The organism is Microbispora sp. NPDC088329 (assembly GCF_040685655.1).
Taxonomy (GTDB): domain Bacteria; phylum Actinomycetota; class Actinomycetes; order Streptosporangiales; family Streptosporangiaceae; genus Microbispora.
The window spans coordinates 149,693-169,576 of record NZ_JBFBIP010000020.1 but is presented as its reverse complement, the minus strand read 5'-3'; the positions used below and the strand labels follow the sequence as shown (position 1 = coordinate 169,576).

Sequence of the window (19,884 nt, the reverse complement as noted above, 5' to 3'; positions counted from 1 at the left end):
GGTCAGGTGCTCGGTGGCCACACAGATGGCCTCCACCACCCCCGCCGACAGCTCACCGCCCGCAAACGCCTCCCGCACCCGCGGCAACCGCGCCAGCTCCACGCCCAACGTCAGCAGCCGGCCCGCCCCCGCCACACTCAACCCACCCGCGGTACGCAACCAGCAGCGAGTGGAGGCATGCCCATGCTGCCGGGCCTGCCCCGCCCGATGCACCCGCCCCACCCGATCCGCCAACGCCGAGGTGATCCGATCCCGGGCGAACATCAGGTCCTCGGCCTCGGCCAGGCACACACCGGCATCGTCGGGAACCGGCGCCAACGCCAACGCCTGCGCCGACTCCCGCAACGAGGCCACCAACACCCACGACGACCGCACCCCCGACGACCGACCCCGGCCCCGACCCGCACCACCACCGACATCCCCGACAGACCCGGCACCACCGCTACCCATGGCACCAGCGCCATCGGAACCGGCGTCATCGGCGCTGTCGGCACCACCGCCAGCACCCCCGGCATCCGCCGCACCAGCCCTGAAGGCGCTATCGGCTCCGGAACTTCCGGCTCTGGTGCCGTCAGCACCGCCACGCGCGGCACAGCCATCAGTGGTCACGTCGCCCTGCGCATCGGTCGAACGGTCATTGACGGAACTGTCATTGACCGAACCGTCACTGACTGAAGCGCTGCGTGGGCTTTTGGAACCCTGCCTTTCAGGGTTCCCGCTCAGAAGACGACCACCGGGGAATTCGTCACGGGCAAGCGAACCCTCCGACGACCAGAAAGGGGAACCGGCGATCAGGCGATCCCACCAGCCGTCGTCGATGCTGTTCGAGTGGCGAGGGCAATTATGATCGAACTGAAACAGATCCATCACGCCCCCTGTCCTCAATCACTCCTGAATTCGAAAGCTTGTATGAATTCTGTCATCCATCGAGAGCGAGGCGCAAGTTCGCCTGGGGATTTCTTGGAGTCACAGAAAAGGGCGCTGACGGCATTGCGGCCGCATATGTGGCTAATCGCGGCAATTTTTTGAATTGCCGGTTATCGGTTGCTGCCGCCGATGTGCCGGGAACCTGGAATGTGCGGAGCCTTCAGTGTCCGTCCGCCCCGGAAGGACGGACACTGAAGGCCCACGAAGGATCAGGGCGAGGTCCTACGGTCGGGTCGGCTCGGCTTCGTCTGCCCGCGGTCCGGTCCTTCCGTGCCGGGCGCTGAGAGCTCGCGCGACGGTGAGGCTGTCCTCGAAAATGTGGTAGCGAGTGACGAGCCCGTTCTCGACAGTGAGATGGAGTGCGAGAGGGCCGGCTTTTCCGTATCTCGCGCACCCGCCGGATCCCGGCAAGCCGCTCGGTGATCGCCCGACAAAGGAGTCGGCGACCTGCGGGCCAACGCCCTGGACATGCTCGACAGGCAAGAGCCAGGGCTCGTATCGCGAGCACGGCAGGAGGGGTGGGGCCCGGCGGGCACCAGCCCACACAGAACAAGCCGGTGCGCCGTCGAGAGGCGTTCACCGGGGTTCAGCGAGCGGAGTGGAAGGGAGTGAGGACACCGGGTTCCGCAGTGAGACCAGGCCGGCAAAGGGCGTGGACATACACGAGCGACACGGACAAGGAGGCGGGCACCTCCGGTGCGGCCTCTCCCTCACGCACCGGCGATGCCCGCCTCAACCCCACTGCAGGTATGCCCCATGACCTGCAATGACCACAGGTGCCCCGCAAATCCGGGTCTACACCTAAATGGGCGGAACAAATCCTCCCGATGTCGTCGGAGCCTCTCCGCGCGGCGGTCCCGCCTCCCTCGCCGGAGGCGGCGAAGGAGGCGTCGGCGTCGGCCCCCCGTGCCCCTGCATCCCGTGCCCCTGCCGGCCGTACGCCTGCCGGCCGTACGGCGGGGGCGTGGAACGGGCTCGGGCGAGCCGCATCTCCTCGCGGCGTCTGCGTTCGGCCAGTACGGCGGCCAGGTAGGCGTACGGCGGAACGCCGGGCGGGGGCGGCGGTGCCACCTGTGCGCTGATCTGTCCGGCCACACGCATCCCCATCTCATCCCGCATTCGCGGGCTGAGCTGGTGCCACCGGGACAGGTACTGCCGCGCGGTGTTGGCCAGGTCGTCGGACAGCCCGGACAGCTCCAGGGTCGCGGCCCACGAGGCGAGCGGCGGAGGCATCTCCGGCGGCGGGGCCTGGCCCGGCGTGCGCTCCCCGATGACGGTTGTCCCGGCGAACACGTCCCCGAGGCGCTTGCCGCGCTGGTTGAGGAGCGAGGTGATGAGCGCGGGGGCGCCGAAGAACGTCCAGAACTCCAGGAACCCGGCGAGCCCGCGGAACAGCGCCTGCCGGAAGCGCTCCGGTCCGCCGTCGTCGCTCACCACACGCAGGCCGAGGGCGAGCTTGCCCAGCGAGCGGCCCCGGCTGATCGTCTCGAACGCGACCGGGTAGCCCACCGTGACCAGCACGACGAACAGGATGCGCAGACCGACGGCCAGAGATTCGTCGGTCACCAGGGACGCCTGCGCGACCAGTACGGTCGCGAGGATGATCACGGTCCACTGGACGGCCCAGTCGATGAGGAAGGCCAGGGCGCGGCTGGAGAACTGGGCGATGCGAACCTCGACGACGACGGCCTCGCCGGTCACGACTTCGGACACACTGCGCACCCTACTGTCTTCATCACCGGCTCCAACCGCCGCGACTTCGGCGGCCTGCGACCGGCCGAAAGCCCGCGTTCGCGCCGGCGGCGCCCACCGTGAGCGGCCCCCGTCGCCGCTCGGGCCGCGCTCCCCGGTTCGGACACGGCGGCGCGCCTCGCGCCGGCGATAGGGTCCGATCGTGGACATCGATGCGTTCGTCGCCGCGAGCAAGCCGTCCTGGGACCGGTTGGACGATCTCGTACGGCGGCGGCGCTCGCTGCGCGGAGAAGAGGTCGACGAACTGGTCGAGCTCTACCAGCGGGCGGCGACCCACTTGTCCATCGTGCGGTCGGGGTCGTCCGACGCCCTTCTCGTCGGACGCCTGTCGTCGCTGGTGGCCAGGGCGCGGTCGGCTGTCACGGGCGCCCACAGCCCGGCCTGGCGGGAGGTGGCCCGGTTCTTCACGGTGTCGTTCCCCGCGGTGGCCTACCGGGCGCGCCGGTGGTGGATCGGCGCCACGCTGGCCTCACTCGCGGTCGCGTACGTCGTGGGCGTGTGGGTGGCGCGCGATCCCGCAGTGCAGAGCCTCATCGGCACGCCCGAGGAGATCCGGCAGATCGTCGAACACGATTTCGCCGACTACTACTCCGAGAATCCGGCGGCGTCGTTCGCCGGGCACGTGTGGCTGAACAACGCCTGGCTGTCCGTGCAGGTCGTGGTCTCGGCGATCCTGCTCGGCCTGCCCATCCCCTGGATGCTGTTCCAGAACGCGGCCAACGTGGGGCTCATGGGCGGTCTGATGCACTCGCACGGCAAGGCGGACGTGTTCTGGGGCCTGATCCTGCCGCACGGCATGCTGGAGCTCACCGCGATCTTCCTGGCGGCGGGCGCGGGAATGCGGCTGGGCTGGACGATCGTCGATCCCGGCCCGAGGCGGCGCGGCGAGGCGCTGGCCGAGCAGGGCAGGGCCGTGATGAGCGTCGCGCTCGGCCTGGTCGTGGTGCTGCTCGTCTCCGGGCTCATCGAGGCGGGCGTCACCCCGTCCGGCCTGCCGACCTGGGCGCGCATCTCCATCGGGGCGCTCGCGGAGGCGCTCTTCCTCGCGTACGTGATCGTCTTCGGCCGCCGCGCGGAACGCGCGAACGAGACGGGGGACATCGAGCACGCCCCCGACCTCGCGCCCACCGCCTGAAGATCACCCCCCGAAAACGGCGTGCAGGAGCTCAGAGCCGGCCGGCGGCCTTCAGCGCGAGGTACGCGTCGGCGAGCGCGGGGGCGACGTCCTCGGGCAGGGCGTCCACGACCTCCACGCCGTGGCGGCGCAGCACGGCGGTGATCTCGCGCCGCTCGCCGCGCAGCCGCTCGGCCGCCGCGGCGTCGTAGACGGCCTCGGCGGTGCCCCGCCCGGCCGCCATGCCGGCCACCCGCGGGTCGGCGACGGAGGCCACCAGAACCATGTGCCGGGACGACAGGCCGGGCAGCACGGGCAGCAGGCCCTCCTGCATCGCCGCCGCGTTCAGGTCGGTCAGCAGCACCACGAGGCAGCGCCGCCTGGCCCTGGACAGCACGGCCGCCACCATCCCGGCCGCGTCGGCCTCGACCAGCTCCGCCTCGATCGGCGCCATCGCGTCGACCAGCGACGACAGCAGTTCGGTACGCGACGCGCCGGACACCTGGGCCCGTACGGCCCGGTCGTAGGCGAGGAAGTCGACGCGGTCGCCGGCCCGCGAGGCGAGGGCGGCCAGCAGCAGCGCGGCGTCCATGGACCAGTCCAGCCGGGGCCACCCGGAAGGGCCGGAACCGGGCACCGGCGCCACGCCGACCCGGCCCGCCGAGGTGCGGCCCGTGTCGAGCACGATCAGCACGCGGCGGTCGCGCTCGGGCCGCCAGGTGCGTACGACGACGTCGTTGCGCCGGGCGCTCGCCCGCCAGTCGATCGAGCGGACGTCGTCGCCCACCACGTACTCGCGCAGCGAGTCGAACTCGGTGCCCTGCCCGCGCACCAGCGCGGGGTGCCGTCCGTCGAGCTCGCGCAGCCGGGCCAGCCGCGCCGGCAGATGCCTGCGGCTGAGGAACGGCGGCAGCACCCGGACGGTCCACGGCACGTGGAACGTCCGCTGCCGCGCCGCCAGGCCGAGAGGCCCGACCGAGCGGACCGTCACGGCCACGGCCTCCCTGTCGCCCCTGCGGGTGGGCGTCAGCGTCGTGACCAGGCGCCGCCGCTCGCGGGGCGGCACGTCGAGCCTCGTGAGGCGCGGAGCGGCCCCGGCCGAGGGCTGCCAGGCGTCGCGCAGCACGCCCCGCACCCGCCGGGGGCCGGGGTTGTCCACGATGAGGCCGATCGTCACCGGCTGCCCGAGCCGCACCCGCCGTTCGCCGTCGCGCTCGAACCGCAGCCCGCGTACGCCGCCCGCGAGCAGCAGATCGGCCACCACGAGCACGGCGAGCACCAGAGCGGCGGCCGTCACGACCAGGCCGGGCGCGGGGGCGAGGAGCACGACGATCGCGGCGAGGGCGGCGAGCAGGCCCGCGCGTCCGGTCAGCGCCACGTGGCCCTCACCGGGGAACGGGTACGGCGGTCAGGATGCCCTCCAGGATGCCGTCGGGGGTGGCGCCCTCCAGTTCGGCCTCCGGACGCAGCCCCACCCGGTGGCGCAGGGCGGGCCGCGCCAGGGCCTTCACGTCGTCCGGCGTGACGTACGACCGGCCCGACAGCCATGCCCACGCCCGCGCGGCGGCGAGCAGCGCGGTGGCCCCCCGGGGTGAGACGCCGAGCTGGAGCGAGGGCGACTGCCGGGTGGCCCGGGCGACGTCCACGATGTAGCCGAGCACCTCGGGGCCCACGTGCACCTGCGCGACGGCCCGGCGTCCCGCCGCGAGGTCGGCCGCGGACGCCACCGGCTTGATCTCCGTGAGGTCGCGCGGGTCGAAACCGAGCGCGTGCCGTTCGAGGACGGCGATCTCCTGCTCGCGCGGCGGCAGCGGCACGGTGAGCTTGAGCAGGAACCGGTCGAGCTGCGCCTCGGGGAGTTGATAGGTGCCCTCGTATTCGACGGGGTTCTGCGTCGCCACGACGATGAACGGATCGGGCAGCGCGCGGGCCTCGCCCTCGACGCTGACCTGCCGTTCCTCCATGGCCTCGAGAAGAGCGGCCTGGGTCTTCGGCGGAGTGCGGTTGACCTCGTCGGCGAGCAGCAGGTTGGTGAAGACCGGTCCCTCGCGGAACTCGAACTCCGCCGTCCGCGCGTCGTAGACGAGTGACCCCGTGACGTCGCCCGGCATCAGGTCGGGGGTGAACTGCACCCGCTTGAAGTCGAGCGCGAGCGTGGCCGACAGCGTGCGTACGAGCAGGGTTTTGGCCACGCCGGGCACGCCCTCCAGCAGCACGTGACCCCGGCACAGCAGCGCGATGACCAGGCCGGTGACGACCGGGTCCTGGCCCACGACCGCCTTGGCCACCTCCGCCCGCAGCGCCGCGAGCGCCTCGCGTGCGGCGTCCGCGTCCGAATCAGGTGTGGTCACGAGTCTCGTACCTGCCTTTCGAGTGTGTCCAGGTGGGCGGCGAGGGCCACCAGCGCGGTGTCGTCGCCGGGCGGCGGGCCGCACAGCAGCGCCAGCACGGGCTCGGGGTCCCGGCCGGTACGCGCCGCCGCCGCGACGGCGACCTCCTCAGCGGTCGCTGTGGTGGGCAGTCCGAGGCGAGGGGCGAGCCGGTCGGCCGCGGCGGCCCGCAGCGCGAGGGCCGCCCGGTCCCTGGCGCGGCGGGACCGGTACAGGCGCCCGCGCCCCTCGACGGTCTCGGCGGCCCGTACGACCACGGGCAGGCGCTCGACCACGACCGGCCCGAGCCTGCGCCCCCGCCACAGGGCGGCCACGGCCACCGCGACGACGAGCTGGAGGACCGCCCACTTCACGCCGCCGGGGATGAGGTCGCCGAGCGAACGGGTCTGCTCGTCCGTCCCGGCACCGGCCTCGGCGGGGTCGTCCGGCTCGGCGAGCCAGACCAGTTTCGGCCGTGCCCCGGCCAGGTTCAACGCGAGCGCCGCGTTGCCGTCCTCGGCGAGGCGCAGGTTGGTCATGAACGACGCGTCGCCCAGCACGGTCACCGTGTGCCCGTCGGTCGTGTAGCGGACCAGGGTGTGGCCGTCTCCGGCCGGGTAGCAGCCCGTGGACCCCGGGGGGCCTGTGAAGGACGTGCCGCCGGTGTAGGCGTCGCCGGCCCGTACCGCCTCCGGCAGTACGCACCGCGGGGACCGGGAGCGGGTACGCGCCTGGCCGTCTTCGCGTACGCCGGGGGCGAGCACGTCGAGGTACGGCACGAAGCCGACGACGAGCCGGTCGCCGAAAGCCACGGCGAGGCGGCCGGCGGTGCCGCGGTCCAGGAAGCTCGCCTCGGTGACCAGCAGCAGGGTGTACGGCCCGGCGGCGGACATGGCCGCGGCGGGAGTCTCCACGCGGGCCACCTCCACTCCGTGCGCCTCCAGCAGCCGGGCGAGGGCGGCGCCTCCGTTGAGGGAGGTGTCGGCCGGGTCGAGGGCGCGGCCGGCGGATTGTCCCCCGGTCAGCAGCACCGGCAGCGCCGCCGCGCCGAGCACGAGCACCACCAGCAGCGTGGCCCAGGCCGCCCGCCGCCCCCTCGTGGCGTTGGCCGCGGTCACGAGGCCACGCCCGCGCGGGCCGACCGCAGGCGCTCGTCCAGGGCGGTGAGCGTCAGGTAACCCTCCCGGGTGCCGCCGGCCCCGCCGTAGGTGACGTCGTCGAACAGACGCGCGGCCGTGCGCAGGTCCGCCGCGTGGGGCGGCAGCGCCTGACCGGCGACCTCGGCCAGTTCCATGGCGGTTCGGCCGGGCATCGGGCGGACGACGGCGCGTTCCTCCAGTTCGCGGGCCACCGCACGCAGCCGCTCCTGGATGGCGCCGGCCCATCCGCCCTCGGCCGCCAGACGTTCGGCCTCGGCGCGATGTTCCGCGGCCGTGCGCTCACGCTGCCCGAACACCGCTCCGCTCTCCGTACGCCGGCCTCCGGAGAAGCGGCGCAGGGCCCACAGAACGAGCATCGCCAGGACGGCGAGAACGACGACGATCACGACGAGCGACACCACGCCGCCCTCGCCCGTGCCGCCGTTCATGAGGTCGCCGAGGACCTGCGAGATCTCCCGCTGCAGCCGGTCGACCAGCGACTCGTGCTGGTAGCCCGCCCCGGACAGCTCCCGCGCCGCCTCCCGCGCGGCCTGGCCGCGGCCGACGTCCACGGGCGAGGCGAGCAACGCCGCCGCCCGCACGGTCATCACGACTGTGGCCCGTACGGTCCATACGGTCCATACGGCCCGTGCTGGTCGTACGGCCCGTGCTGGTCATAAGGGCCGTTCGGCGGAGCCCCGTAGTAGGGCCCGGCCCCGAGGGCGTAACTCGGGTGCCACAGGTCGTCGACCCCGGCGTGGACCCAGCCCTGCGCCTGGTCCCGTGCCGCCGCCGTCTGCAGCACGAGATCGAACGCCTCGGCCCGCATCCGCCTGTCGGCGTACAACAGCCCGGTCACGCCCGCCTGGAAGGGGTAGGTGATCATGGAGGCGATGACCTGGCCGACCGCCAGGAGGAACGCCGCAGCCGCGGTCCCGGCGGCGGTGCCGTTCAGCATCCCGAGGAGCATGCCGCCGAACGTGAACGGAATCGCCAGCACACTGCTGATGATGCCTCCGAGCAGGGAGGTGAGCAGCAGGATGCCGAGGACCCGCCAGCTGTCGCCCTTCACCAGCCGCCACGACCTGCTCATGGCGTCGGTGACCCCGCGCCCCTCCAGCACGATCGCGGGGGCCGCCAGCGACAGGCGCGTGTAAAGGAACAGCAGATAAGGGACGTAGGCCACGAAGAACAGCAGGACGGCGACGACCACGGCGCCCACGGCTGCACTGTCCGCGCCGTCGAACGCGCCGGCCGCCGTGACACCCACGAGCACCGCGATGAGCGCCAGCAGCGGCAACAGAAGGATGAGCGCCTGCAGCAGCACCAGTCCGAACAGCGCGGGCACCCGCGGCCGTGCCAGGCGCCACGCCTCGCCCACCGTGATGCGCCCGCCGAACACCGCCCGGCCGAGCACCCGGGTGAGGACGCCCGTGAGGATCGTCGTGCCCACGAACGTCATGACGTAGCCGAGGACCCCGCCGATGAGCTGTGACGCCCCTCCGGCGAGGGGATCATCCGCCGTGCCGGCGGTGTACGGGTCGGTCACGAACTCGCCGATCGCACCGAAGGAGAAGGCCTGCCCGACGGCGGTCGGGATCGCGGTGATCGCGGCGACGATCGCCGACAGGCCGAGCGTCGCCTTGGGGTTGGACCGGATCAGCTTGATCGTGCCGTCGAGGATGTCGCCGAGTGCCAGCGGCCGCAGCGGGATGACGCCCGGCCGCGGCGCGTCCGGCGGCCGGTATCCGTACGGCCCGCCCGCTTGGGGCGCATACTGCGCGGACGGATGCGGCGCGGACGGATACTGTGCGGACGGGTACGCGCTCTGCGACGGACCGGGAGAGGTCCAGGAGGACCCGGCTGCCCCGCCGTACGGGGGAGGTTGCTCGGCCGCCCAGCCGGAGGGCACGTCGGGGGTAGAGCCGGGGCCGTCTGTCATGTCCCAATCCTGGCATGATGTACGGGCCTGCCGCGCGAACGTCAAGGCTCTCGGGCGGAAGGTCCTCGGGGATGGCCGAAACGGGGGGCACGGGCGCACACTTGGAACGTGACCGCACCACGGGATTCCCGCCGGTGTGACCGCATCTGGTCAGGTAATCGCGCGCTTCGTCTGCTGCGCCTAAACTCCATCCACTGTCATGGTCGGGTAACACCAAAGCCGTCGCCACGGTAGCCTGCGGGGGAACCTGTGATAAACGCCCAAATCTCCCATACGCGTACGAATGAGGGGCCATGAAAGGACGCGTGCTGGTCGTCGACGACGACGCCGCTCTCGCCGAGATGCTCGGCATCGTCTTGCGCGGGGAGGGTTTCGAACCGTCGTTCGTGTCCGATGGCGACAAGGCGCTCGACGCCTTCAGGGACGCCCGGCCGGACCTCGTCCTGCTCGATCTGATGCTCCCCGGCGCCGACGGCATCGACGTCTGCCGTCGCATCCGCGCCGAGTCCGGGGTCCCGATCGTGATGCTCACCGCCAAGAGCGACACCATCGACGTGGTGCTCGGCCTGGAGTCCGGCGCGGACGACTACATCGTCAAGCCGTTCAAGCCCAAGGAACTCGTCGCCCGCGTGCGTGCCCGCCTGCGCCGCACCGACGAGCCCACGCCCGAGATCCTGCAGATCGGCGACATCACCATCGACGTCGCCGGCCACTCGGTCAAGCGGGGCGAGGAGACCATCAATCTCACGCCGCTGGAGTTCGACCTGCTGGTCGCGCTGGCCCGCAAGCCCCGTCAGGTCTTCACCCGCGAGGTACTGCTGGAGCAGGTCTGGGGCTACCGGCACGCCGCCGACACCCGCCTGGTCAACGTGCACGTCCAGCGCCTGCGCGCGAAGATCGAGAAGGACCCCGAGCACCCGGAGATCGTCGTGACGGTCCGGGGTGTGGGCTACAAGGCCGGCCCGGCCTAAGCCGCACGTCATCGCCATGCCGGTCCCCGCGAGGAAACGCCGCCGCCGGACCCCGGGCCAGATCGGCCGCGGGGTCCGCAGACGCGCGCGCCGCCTCGCGGGCCGGCTGCGGCGCGTCTGGCGCCGCTCGCTCCAGCTTCGCGTCGTCACCAGCACGCTGGTGCTGTCGATGGCCGTCGTGGTCGTTCTCGGCGTCTTCCTGATGCAGTCGATCAGCGCGTCGGTGCTGACCACCAGCGAGGTGGCCGCGGTCGAGGAGTCGCGGGCGAACGTCGCCACCGCGAGCGGCTACCTCACTCAGCCCACGGATGTGACCGACATGGCCCAGGACGCGACGGCTCAGGGACAGACGGTCAACCCCGTCGACGCGGCGGCCAAGGCCCTGACCGACCGCTCCGGCGGCCGCTATGACGTCGTCGTCTTCAACGAGAGCTCGGCCGGCGAGGGCCGGGCGTCCGGGCAGGTCGACTGGACGAGCATCCCCGAATCCCTGCGGGCGAAGGTCCAGAACAGCGAAGAGCAGTCGCTCACCAAGGCATTCACGAAGATCCGGTACATCGGCGCGAAGCAGCCCGAGAGCGGCATGGTGGTCGGCGCCCGGGTGAACGGCGCCTACGAGATCTACCACGTCTTCCCGCTCGGCGACGAGGAGAAGACGCTGCTCACCGTCCAGCGGATGGTCTTCGGCGCGGGAGCCGCGCTCGTGCTGCTGCTCGCCGGAGTCGCCTCGCTGGTCACCCGCCAGGTGGTCACGCCCGTACGGCTCGCGCGCCAGGCGGCGGAACGGCTCGCCGCCGGCCGGCTGGAGGAGCGGCTCAAGGTGCGCGGGGAGGACGACCTCGCCCGGCTGGCGACCTCGTTCAACGAGATGGCGTCCAATCTCGCCGTGAAGATCCACCAGCTGGAGGAGCTCTCGCAGGTGCAGCGGCAGTTCGTCTCCGATGTCTCCCATGAGCTGCGCACACCGCTGACGACCGTCCGCATGGCCGCCGACCTGCTGTACGAGGGCCGCGAGGACTTCGACCCCGCCTCCGCCCGGGCCGCCGAGCTCATGCAGAACCAGCTCGAACGCTTCGAGTCGATGCTCGCCGACCTGCTGGAGATCAGCCGCTACGACGCGGGAGCGGCCACCCTCGACCTGGATCCCGTCGACATGCGCGACGTGGTCCTGCGCGCGGTGGGCGACTCCGAGGCGCTCGCCGAGCGGCAGGCCACCCGGTTCGAGTTGCGCCTGCCCAACGAGCCGTGCATGGCCGAGGTGGACAGCCGCAGAGTCGAGCGCATCCTGCGCAACCTGCTGTTCAACGCCATCGAGCACGGCGAGGGCAAGGACATCGTCGTCACGCTCGGCGCCGACCGCGACGCGGTGGCCGTGGCCGTACGCGACCACGGGGTCGGCCTCAAATCGGGCGAGGAGACGATGGTGTTCGACCGCTTCTGGCGGGCCGATCCCTCCCGCGCGCGGACCATCGGCGGCACAGGACTCGGCCTGGCGATCTCGCGGGAGGACGCCATGCTGCACGGCGGCTGGCTCCAGGCGTGGGGCGCGCCGGGGGAGGGCAGCCAGTTCCGCCTGTCGCTGCCGCGCGTGGCGGGAGCTCCGCTGCGCGGGTCGCCGCTCCCGCTCGTGCCGCCGGAGGTCGAGATGCGGCGCACGTGGCGCGGCCACGCCACGCCGGTCCTGACCCCGGCGCCGGTGGAGACGGCACCAAGGATGCGGGAGAACGTGGACGCGGGAGCCTTTGATGCTGAGTGAGCGGCTCCGCGCCCGTCGTCTCACCGCGGCCGCGGGCGCGGCGCTCGTCCTGGTCTCCGGCGGGGCGGGGTGCGCCACCGTGCCCACGGGCGGCAGCCCCCGCCCGGCCCAGGAGGACCACGGCAAGGACACGCTCAGCCAGCCGTACGTGCGGCTCATCGCGACCCGGCCGAAGAAGGGCGCCCTGCCCGAAGACATCGTCAAGGGCTTCCAGGCGGCCATGGCGGCCTTCGACGACCGAGAGCTGAGCGTCGCCAGGGACTATCTCACCCCGGACGCGGCCAAGCGCTGGAACCCGTGGCGGCAGACCCGCATCTACGAGGGCAAGTTCGAGCCGGACCGCACGCTGGACCTCCAGGAGGCCACGCGGACGACGGTGACGCTGAAGGGCACCGCGGTCGCCAAAATCGACCCGGAGGGCAGGTCCACCCCGGCCGCCGGCCCGGTTGTTGAGCCGTTCACGCTGGTGAAGCTGAACGGCGAGTGGCGAATCGACACGCTGCCCGACGCCCGCCTGCTGTCGTACGACGACCTGTGGCGCGCGTATCGGAAGGTGGACCTGTACTTTCCGCCGGCCACCCGGGAGACCGGCCTCGTGGCCGACCGGGTGTGGGTGCCGATCGAACCCAGCAGGGGGGTGCCCGAGACGCTGGTCCGCCGCCTGCTCGCCGGGCCGACTTCGTCCATCAGGAACGCGGTCAGCAGCGCGTTCCCGCCGGGCGCCGGGCTCAACCGGATCACCGTCGAGGGCGACACGGTCGTGCTCGACTTCTCCTCGGCGCTGGAGTCGGTGCCCTCCGACCGTCTCGACGCGCTGAAGGCGCAGCTCGTGTGGACGCTCGGCGAACTGGTCACCGGCCGGACCGTCGAGATCCGCGTGAACGGCGGGTCCGGCGCGCGCTTCCGGCCCGCCGACTACGCGCGGTACGACCCGAACGTGCTGACCGGCTCCGTGCAGGCCTATTACATGCAGGGCGGCAGGCTGCTGCAGTTCAGGGAGAAGGGCGACGGCACGCCGGTGCCCGGCGCGGCGGGCGAGCAGGCGGTGAAGTTCTCCCAGCCGGCCGTCTCGAGCACCAACGAGTTCCCGCCCCTCGTGGCCGCCCTGATGAACGGCGACGGCGTCTACGTCGCCCCGATGTCCACGGGCGGCCAGTGGCAGCGGTGGATCGCGGGCGGGGACATGAGCCCGCCCTCCTGGGACCGCTACGGCACCGTCTGGTCGGCCGAGAGGGTCAGCCCGCACGAGAGCCGGGTCTGGATGGCCGAGAACGGCCGGGCCCACCGTGTGGACATCAACGACGAACTTGCGTACGGGCGCATCGTCAAGCTGCGGGTCTCCCGCGACGGAGCCCGGATCGCGGCGATCGTCGACGACGGTCTCGGCACCTCCGTGAAGATCGGCACGATCGTCCGCAACGGCCTGCAGACGCGGATCGAGTCCGTACAGACCCTCATCGAGCCGCGCGACGCGCAGAAGATCAAGGACATCGCCTGGCAGGACGCCGCCGACCTGCTCGTGCTGGCCGAAGGCAAGAGCGGCCAGGAACTCACCACCTGGTCGGTCATGGAGGGCGTCGTCCCCAACGACGGCCCCATCAAGCTCGACTCGAAGATCAAGTCGATCGCCGCCGTCCCCGACCACATCCTCGCGGCGGCCGAGGAGGGCCAGGTCCTCACCTACAGCATGGACAAGCACGCGTGGACCCCGCGCGCCGACAACGGCGCCGCCACGCCCATCTACCCCCTCGGCTGAGCTGCCGGAAGCGTTTTGTCGGTGGCGGGCGGCACGCTGGGGGCGTGCGTGCGGCCCTGCTCGACCTGATCCTTCCGTCCCGGTGCGCCGGATGTGGCGCGCCGGGCGCGGTGGCCTGCCCGTCCTGTACGGCCGAGTTGTTGCGGGAGCCCGCTCCCCGGCCACCGGACCCGCCGCCTCCGGGCCTGCCGGAGTGCTGGTCGGCCACCGCCTATGACGGCGCGGCCCGGCGCATGATCCTCGCCTGCAAGGAACGCGGCCGTACGGCCCTGGTGCCGGTCCTGGCCGCGTCCGTGAGCGCCTGCGTGACCGCGTGGGCGGCCGCCCTGCCGCCGGGCGGGGGAGCAGCGGCCCGCGAGGTGTGGCTGGTGCCGGTGCCGAGCGCCAGGGCCGCGTCCCGCAGCCGCGGGCACGATCCCGTACGCGCCGTCGCCGCGGCGGCGGCCCGAGAGCTGTGCCGGCGAGGCCGGCCCGCCACCCTCGCACCCCTGCTGCGGCACAGCCGGCGTGTCGCCGACCAGGCGGGGCTGGGATCGGCGGAGCGGGCCGCCAACCTCTCCGGCGCCTTCGAGGCCGGGCGGGGGGCGGCGGCGCGGCCACGGCCTCGTGGCCGGGGCCTGGAGGACGTCGCCGTGGTCCTGGTGGACGACGTCGTGACGACGGGGACGACGCTGGCGGAGGCGGCCAGGGCGTTGCGCGCCGCGGGCACCGAGCCCGCCGCGGCGGTGACCGTCGCCGCGACACGCCGGAGACGTCGGATACGTCGGAATGCTGAATATCACAGACAGTAAATACTGGGGCAAGCCTGAGGTGTGTCGCAGGGGAGCGGTCGCGGGCCGCATTCGTGGCGACTTGCCTGCTCAATCCAGGTGTGGGCGACGCGCCAGTGGGGATTCCCAGAACATGACCGCGAATTTTCCATCGGCGAGACGGCAACCCGGATCACGCAAAGTGATCGTTTAGCCGATCTCCTGGCTGACATCCAAGGTGGTAGCGACTAGCGTTCAGACATGGCACCCGTTCGGGTCCGTGGTTGCGCCGGGCCGACTCCCCTGTGGAGTCCGGCCTGGTTAGCCGATGCCAGCCGCAGGCGAAACGGCCCACGTAAGGCGACTCTTGGTCGACCGATCACGGTGCGGCTTAGAGGTAAGTCCTGCCCTCCCGGGGGTCCAGATGTCCCCCGTAAGAGGAGAAGGGCAGTAGTGGCGAGTGAGCTGCGAACCCCTCAGCAGGCGGATGTGGGGACGAAGACCAGGTCGGCCGGACGGGTGTCCATCGAGCACGTGTACCACCGTCGATGTGCGAAGGGGGGCTTTGCGTGGAAATCATCGTCAAGGGGCGGCACACCACTGTGGGTGACCGGTTCCGCGATCAAGTGACGTCCAAGCTGGCCAGGATCCAGAAGCTCAACAACAAGCTCATCCAGATCGACGTAGAGGTCTCGAAGGAGCCCAATCACCGGCAGAGCGGGCAGCGCGAACGGGTGGAGCTGACGATCCACTCGCGGGGCCCCGCCATCCGCGCCGAGGCCTGTGCGGACGACCGGTTCTCGGCGCTGGACATCGCCATCGGCAAGCTGGAGGAGCGGCTTCGGCGCCTCGCCGACCGCCGCAAGATTCACCATGGGAAGAACTATCCTCGCTCGGTGGCCTCGTACACCGCGGTGGCGGAGGTCCAGGAGGGGGAGCTCAAGACCCTCCGGGTGGAACCGGAGCCGTCGCCGGTCGCCGAGATCCCGGAGGAGTCCGCCGCGGAGATGAGCGAAGGCTCCGAGCCCATCGTGCCGATCGAGATGGACGGCGAAGGACCGCTGATCGTACGCGAGAAGTTCCATAAGGCCGACCCCATGACGATCGACCAGGCGCTCCTGGAGATGGAGCTGGTGGGGCACGACTTCTACCTCTTCCGGGACAAGGAAGGCGGCCAGCCGAGCGTCGTCTACCGGCGGCGCGGCTACGACTACGGAGTCCTCAGGCTCGTCGAGAGCTGACACCTCGCCCTTCGTGGGCCGGACCTCGCGCCAGCGGGGCCCGGCCCGCGTCCCGTACTCCCGCGTGAGCCGGACCGTTCGCCCGGCGGAACGCCTCCCACCCCCGGCGCCCGGTTGGATCCGGCGTCTCTTCCACGGGTCCCGAGGCGGAATCAGGGATCGCCGCACGGTCGCCTCGACGGCGAGCCGCCGTCAGGTCAGATCAGTCGCCGGGATTCTTCACACATTCCGTGTCGCCCCCGATGCTGATGCCGACAGGCGAATCCGGCACCCCTACGCTGATGCCACCCACACCCGCGCGTTCGGCGCCGGATTCCCGCCTTCCACTGCGGAACCCCTGCTCTGCTGTTCCTTGACCAGAACCCGTGCGTTGCCGGCGCCGAACTGCTCGTCATCCAGCTTCGGCGACCCCATGAAGGTCTGTACGCACCCGTCGCCGGTCACCCGGGGTTGCAGAAACTCCGTCATGCGGGCCACTCGCTTCTCCAGGAGTGCCACTTGAGCATTTTTGGGGTCGGTGGCCTTCAACGCGGTCAGGTCCTTCTGGTCATGCGCGAGGGCACGCTCGATCAGGGGCCGGTTGGCGGCGTAGCGCACCGGGGCCGGAGCACCGTCCAACCGCCCGACCACCTCGGGCTGCCCTATCGCGAGCGAGGCTCGCTCGGCCGCGGTCGGTTTCCCGAAGAATTTCCTGATCGCCTCCGCGCGTTGTTCCGGGCGGGCTGTCGCGTTGTGGTCGATGACTGACTTCAGGTCTTTTCCAGCCGTGTTCGATCCTGACTGGAAACTGTGCCGATCGCGGTGGTGAGGCCGAATGTCGACAATGCGCCGAACGGGTCTCCGCCCTTTTCCCCGTAACGGACGATCGCGGCGCGGTTGCCCAGCTCGGTGGCGGTGTCCCGGCCCATCGCAGCATGGCCGCCAGCGAGGTGGCCTGGGCTTGTCCGACGAGGTGGCAGGCCCGGGTGCAGTACTGCTCCGCGAGTTGTCGTTTGTCGGTGAGCGGCTTGGCCAACATTTCCAGTTCGTCGGCGTCGGCCACCCGTTCCGGATCCACGAGACAAGAACCTAGCAGCCGCCCGACTCGATCGGATGGAATAACGGGGATGACGCTGCAATGCGATCGGCACATGAACACGAGGATTTGGCCGAGGCCATTGACGAGGTGCTTCAGCCGGTCGGCGCACTGATGGACCGGATGCATTGGAAGGGCCCGCATCGGGACCGGGTGCGGGCCGAGCTGGGGGCGATGCGGCGCGGCGCAGGAACGGTCAGCGGCAGCCTGCGTGAACGGGCCGCGGCGCTCAGGGGCGCCGCGGCGGCCGTCCCCGACACGGTCACGCCGGGGCTCCCACTGCAGTCGCTGATGTCCCGGCAGGACCTGCTGAGGAAGGTTCTCCGCCAGATAAGTCCGGTGGGTCCCATCGTTGTGGACGTGTTCGCCAGGTACGACCTCCTTTGACGAGCCTGGCCGCATGACGCCGAGTCTGAGCGCGTGAGCCGGGGGTGCGGGCACGTATCGTGAGGCGGTACGCATGCGTGCGATGTGAGGTGTCGTTCGCCCAGGTATGTCCTGGTGTCGGGGGTAGTAACGCCACGACGAAGATCCGCATCGGGTCCGGAACCGTGCCATGATGGCGGTCAGCGCGCTGACCGCCACGGTTCGCCGGGGCGGAACGACAGCGTCCTTGACCCCCGCAAGGAGGTTCCGTGACCCGACCCGACGAGGCGGCCCGCGCAGCCGGTCGAAGCGAGCCGATCCGTGTGCTGATCGTCGACGATCACGCGTTGATCCGCCGCAGCCTGGAGCTCGCGCTGGCCGCGGAGGCGGACATCGAGGTGGTGGGCGAGGCGAGCGACGGCCAGGAGGCCGTCGAGCTCGCGGATCGCCTGATGCCGGACGTGGTCCTGATGGACGTGCGCATGCCGAGGCTGGACGGCATCGGGGCGACCCGGAAGATCAAGGAATCCGTGCCCAGCACCCGGATCATCATGCTGACGGTCAGCGACGAGGAGGAGGACCTCTTCGAGGCGATCAAGGCGGGCGCGACCGGTTACCTGCTCAAGGACGTCCAGATCGACGAGGTGCCCGACGCCGTGCGCGGCGTCCACGAGGGCCAGTCGCTGATCAACCCCGCCATGGCGGCCAAGCTGATCAGCGAGTTCGCGAACATGAGCCGCAAGGAGGCCGAGCGGCCCCCTCAGCTCCCGGTTCCCCGCCTGACCGATCGGGAGATGGAGGTCCTGCGTCTCGTCGCCAAGGGCATGAACAACCGCGAGATCGCCAAGGACCTGTTCATCTCCGAGAACACGGTGAAGAACCACGTCCGCAACATCCTGGAGAAGCTCCAGCTGCACTCGCGCATGGAGGCCGTGGTCTACGCCGTTCGCGAGCGGCTGCTGGAGATCACCTGACGCTACCGCGCGGCTATGGCGGCGCGTAGCGGGGCCTCCAGGTCCGGCGTGCCGACCCGGTCCACCCGCACGTCGGTGCAGCCGACCCAGCTCGCGGCCTCCCACAGGGCCTCGCTCATCGCCTCCACGGCCCTCGTGCGGCCGCCGCCCGGCTCGAATCCGACCTGCCGGGCGACCAGCGTGGCGCCCTCGCGGGCCGGGTCGACCCGGCCGATGATCCGCCCGCCCGCGAGCACCGGCATCGCGAAGTAGCCGTGCACCCGCTTGTCCTTCGGGACGTACGCCTCCAGACGGTGGTTGAGACCGAACACGCGCTCGGCCCGCGACCGCTCCCAGATGAGCGAGTCGAAGGGCGACAGCGGCGTGGTGCGGTGGCGCCCGCGCGGCTCGCTCTCCAGCGCCGCGGGGTCCGCCCAGGCATTGGGGCCGTTCGCGGCGGCGCCGCGCCGAGCGGGCCAGCCCGACACGCTGACGGGCACGAGGCCGGCGGCGCCGCTCAGCAGCGCCTCGTCGAGCATGGCGGCGTGGCTTCCCTTGACCCGGGTGAAGTCGACCAGGTCGGCTCTGGTCGCCACGCCGAGCGACCGCCCGGCGATCGCGGTCAGCCGGGCCACGCACTCCTCGTCGGACAGGTCCTGGGCGAGCAGTTCCGCCGGCACCGCGCGCTCGGCCAGCTCGTAGACGCGCCGCCAGCCGACGCGGCGGGTGCAGACGACCTCACCGATGTCGAGCAGGAACTCGATGGCGATCTTGGTGTCCGACCAGTCCCACCACGGGCCTCCATTCTTGGCGCCGCCGATGTCGGCCGTCGTCAGCGGGCCGTCCGAGCGCACCTGCTCCAGGACCTTGTCGACGACCGGCGGCACCTCGTGCCAGCGGAACCGCCGCTCCCGGTAAGCGCGGCGGCGGAAGGCGTACAGCGGCCACTGCTCGATGGGCAGGACGCAGGCGGCATGGCACCAGTACTCGAAGGCCCGGGCGGGGTCGTCCCAATAGGCCCGCTCGACCGCGGCGCGACCGACCGGCCCGAGGCGCGCGTACGCGACGAGCTCGTGGGAGCGGGCGAGGACGGAGATGGTGTCGAGCTGGACGGCGCCGATGCGCCGCAACATGGCGGGGACGCCGCCGCCGCGGGCGGCGGCGCCGAGGAAACCCTGGGCCCGGAGGATGATCCTGCGGGCCTCGTCAGCGGTGAGGTCGGCGGTCAGATCGGTCACAGCCGAAGATGCTAGACGCGGTGACCGACAAAACGCCTACGCCGGTTCGGTCGCGGGCGCCGCGGACCTCAGGAGCTGATCGACCGGTGCTCGAACGGAGAGTGGTGCTCCTGCACCGGGATCTCCCGGGGAGCGTCCACGATCACGTCCGAGAAGATGTCGAACGCGAGCGCGAGCAGCCCGCCGACGGCGCAGATGCCCACGCCGACCCAGACGAACAGCCAGTTCGGGCCGAGGGTCAGCGCCACGCCCCCGCATGTGAAGCCGATGAGGATGACGATGACGGCAAGCCATGATTTGGCGCTTCCCGCGTGGCTGCCCTGGTGTCCGCTCTGTGCCATACCCCGTTTTCTACCTGATGACGGAGGTGGTCCGAACATCGGGGGAACCTTGGGCGCGGTTTTCCCTTATGGGATACGCGATTGTGCCGCGGCGCTCCGTCGATTGCAGGTGGGTGTGTCTGGTACGGGAACCGCCTACGATGGCTAGCGGGGAAGTATGTCTCGTCCTCACACCCCGGTGATCGGCCGGGGTAG

The 19,884-nt window shown here is 71.4% G+C and carries 19 protein-coding genes; 8 read left to right on the top strand and 11 right to left on the bottom strand.

Annotated elements, in window-relative coordinates; translation table 11 throughout:
* A partial coding sequence (locus tag AB0O28_RS30710; RefSeq protein WP_363646043.1) for a DUF222 domain-containing protein occupies positions 1 to 870 on the bottom strand: 870 nt, incomplete at its 3' end.
* Between the two features lie 858 nt (positions 871 to 1,728).
* The gene (locus AB0O28_RS30705; protein ID WP_363646042.1) at positions 1,729 to 2,640 is read right to left on the bottom strand and encodes an RDD family protein; all 912 of its coding nucleotides are present in this window, start codon (positions 2,638 to 2,640) and stop codon (positions 1,729 to 1,731) included.
* Positions 2,641 to 2,821: 181 nt separating this feature from the next.
* Between AB0O28_RS30705 and AB0O28_RS30700 the strand changes: the two genes are divergently transcribed.
* Entirely contained in the window at positions 2,822 to 3,814 is a 993-nt protein-coding gene (locus AB0O28_RS30700; RefSeq protein ID WP_363646041.1) for a stage II sporulation protein M, read from the top strand.
* Between the two features lie 31 nt (positions 3,815 to 3,845).
* Here the strand turns inward: AB0O28_RS30700 and AB0O28_RS30695 are convergent, their stop codons facing one another.
* From AB0O28_RS30695 to AB0O28_RS30675, 5 genes are read right to left on the bottom strand one after another with little or no spacing between them, the layout of a single operon-like run.
* On the bottom strand, positions 3,846 to 5,171 hold the full coding sequence (locus AB0O28_RS30695) for a DUF58 domain-containing protein (protein WP_363646040.1): 1,326 nt from the start codon (positions 5,169 to 5,171) through the stop codon (positions 3,846 to 3,848).
* A 7-nt stretch (positions 5,172 to 5,178) separates the two neighbouring features.
* Positions 5,179 to 6,144, bottom strand: coding sequence for a MoxR family ATPase (locus tag AB0O28_RS30690; RefSeq protein ID WP_363646039.1), 966 nt, complete (start codon positions 6,142 to 6,144; stop codon positions 5,179 to 5,181).
* On the bottom strand, positions 6,141 to 7,280 hold the full coding sequence (locus AB0O28_RS30685; RefSeq protein WP_363646038.1) for a DUF4350 domain-containing protein: 1,140 nt from the start codon (positions 7,278 to 7,280) through the stop codon (positions 6,141 to 6,143). The genes AB0O28_RS30690 and AB0O28_RS30685 overlap by 4 nt, the downstream gene beginning before the upstream one ends.
* A complete protein-coding gene (locus AB0O28_RS30680) occupies positions 7,277 to 7,909 on the bottom strand; it encodes a DUF4129 domain-containing protein (RefSeq protein ID WP_363646037.1) in 633 nt (210 codons plus the stop codon). Before AB0O28_RS30680 ends, AB0O28_RS30685 begins: the two co-directional genes overlap by 4 nt.
* Entirely contained in the window at positions 7,909 to 9,243 is a 1,335-nt protein-coding gene (locus tag AB0O28_RS30675) for a glycerophosphoryl diester phosphodiesterase membrane domain-containing protein (RefSeq protein ID WP_363646036.1), read from the bottom strand. The genes AB0O28_RS30680 and AB0O28_RS30675 overlap by 1 nt, the downstream gene beginning before the upstream one ends.
* Positions 9,244 to 9,536: 293 nt before the next feature.
* Here AB0O28_RS30675 and mtrA point away from each other — a divergent pair, with 293 nt between their 5' ends.
* From mtrA to raiA, 5 genes are all read left to right on the top strand, one after another.
* Positions 9,537 to 10,214, top strand: coding sequence for an MtrAB system response regulator MtrA (mtrA, locus tag AB0O28_RS30670; RefSeq protein WP_363646035.1), 678 nt, complete (start codon positions 9,537 to 9,539; stop codon positions 10,212 to 10,214).
* 16 nt (positions 10,215 to 10,230) lie between these two features.
* Positions 10,231 to 11,970, top strand: a complete 1,740-nt coding sequence (gene mtrB, locus AB0O28_RS30665) for an MtrAB system histidine kinase MtrB (protein WP_363646034.1) — start codon at positions 10,231 to 10,233, stop codon at positions 11,968 to 11,970.
* Positions 11,960 to 13,726 (top strand): LpqB family beta-propeller domain-containing protein, encoded by a 1,767-nt coding sequence (locus AB0O28_RS30660; RefSeq protein WP_363646033.1) that lies wholly within the window; start codon positions 11,960 to 11,962, stop codon positions 13,724 to 13,726. Before mtrB ends, AB0O28_RS30660 begins: the two co-directional genes overlap by 11 nt.
* Before the next feature lie 44 nt (positions 13,727 to 13,770).
* Positions 13,771 to 14,517, top strand: a complete 747-nt coding sequence (locus AB0O28_RS30655; RefSeq protein ID WP_363646032.1) for a phosphoribosyltransferase family protein — start codon at positions 13,771 to 13,773, stop codon at positions 14,515 to 14,517.
* Positions 14,518 to 15,044: 527 nt separating this feature from the next.
* Positions 15,045 to 15,716 carry a ribosome-associated translation inhibitor RaiA gene (raiA, locus tag AB0O28_RS30650; RefSeq protein ID WP_363646031.1) on the top strand — a complete coding sequence of 224 codons (672 nt, stop codon included), beginning with the start codon at positions 15,045 to 15,047 and terminating at the stop codon, positions 15,714 to 15,716.
* 273 nt (positions 15,717 to 15,989) lie between these two features.
* Here the strand turns inward: raiA and AB0O28_RS30645 are convergent, their stop codons facing one another.
* Positions 15,990 to 16,313, bottom strand: a complete 324-nt coding sequence (locus AB0O28_RS30645; protein WP_363646030.1) for a hypothetical protein — start codon at positions 16,311 to 16,313, stop codon at positions 15,990 to 15,992.
* A 152-nt stretch (positions 16,314 to 16,465) separates the two neighbouring features.
* Complete coding sequence (locus AB0O28_RS30640) at positions 16,466 to 16,624, bottom strand: hypothetical protein (protein WP_363646029.1); 159 nt, start codon at positions 16,622 to 16,624, stop codon at positions 16,466 to 16,468.
* A gap of 209 nt (positions 16,625 to 16,833) precedes the next feature.
* Here AB0O28_RS30640 and AB0O28_RS30635 point away from each other — a divergent pair, with 209 nt between their 5' ends.
* On the top strand, positions 16,834 to 17,178 hold the full coding sequence (locus AB0O28_RS30635) for a hypothetical protein (protein WP_363646028.1): 345 nt from the start codon (positions 16,834 to 16,836) through the stop codon (positions 17,176 to 17,178).
* A 248-nt stretch (positions 17,179 to 17,426) separates the two neighbouring features.
* Positions 17,427 to 18,131, top strand: a complete 705-nt coding sequence (locus AB0O28_RS30630) for a response regulator transcription factor (protein ID WP_142623623.1) — start codon at positions 17,427 to 17,429, stop codon at positions 18,129 to 18,131.
* 2 nt (positions 18,132 to 18,133) lie between these two features.
* Here AB0O28_RS30630 and AB0O28_RS30625 read toward each other — a convergent pair whose 3' ends face one another.
* Positions 18,134 to 19,348, bottom strand: coding sequence for a crosslink repair DNA glycosylase YcaQ family protein (locus tag AB0O28_RS30625; RefSeq protein ID WP_363646027.1), 1,215 nt, complete (start codon positions 19,346 to 19,348; stop codon positions 18,134 to 18,136).
* 68 nt (positions 19,349 to 19,416) lie between these two features.
* The gene (locus AB0O28_RS30620; RefSeq protein WP_363646026.1) at positions 19,417 to 19,689 is read right to left on the bottom strand and encodes an HGxxPAAW family protein; all 273 of its coding nucleotides are present in this window, start codon (positions 19,687 to 19,689) and stop codon (positions 19,417 to 19,419) included.
* Between the last annotated feature and the right edge of the window lie 195 nt (positions 19,690 to 19,884).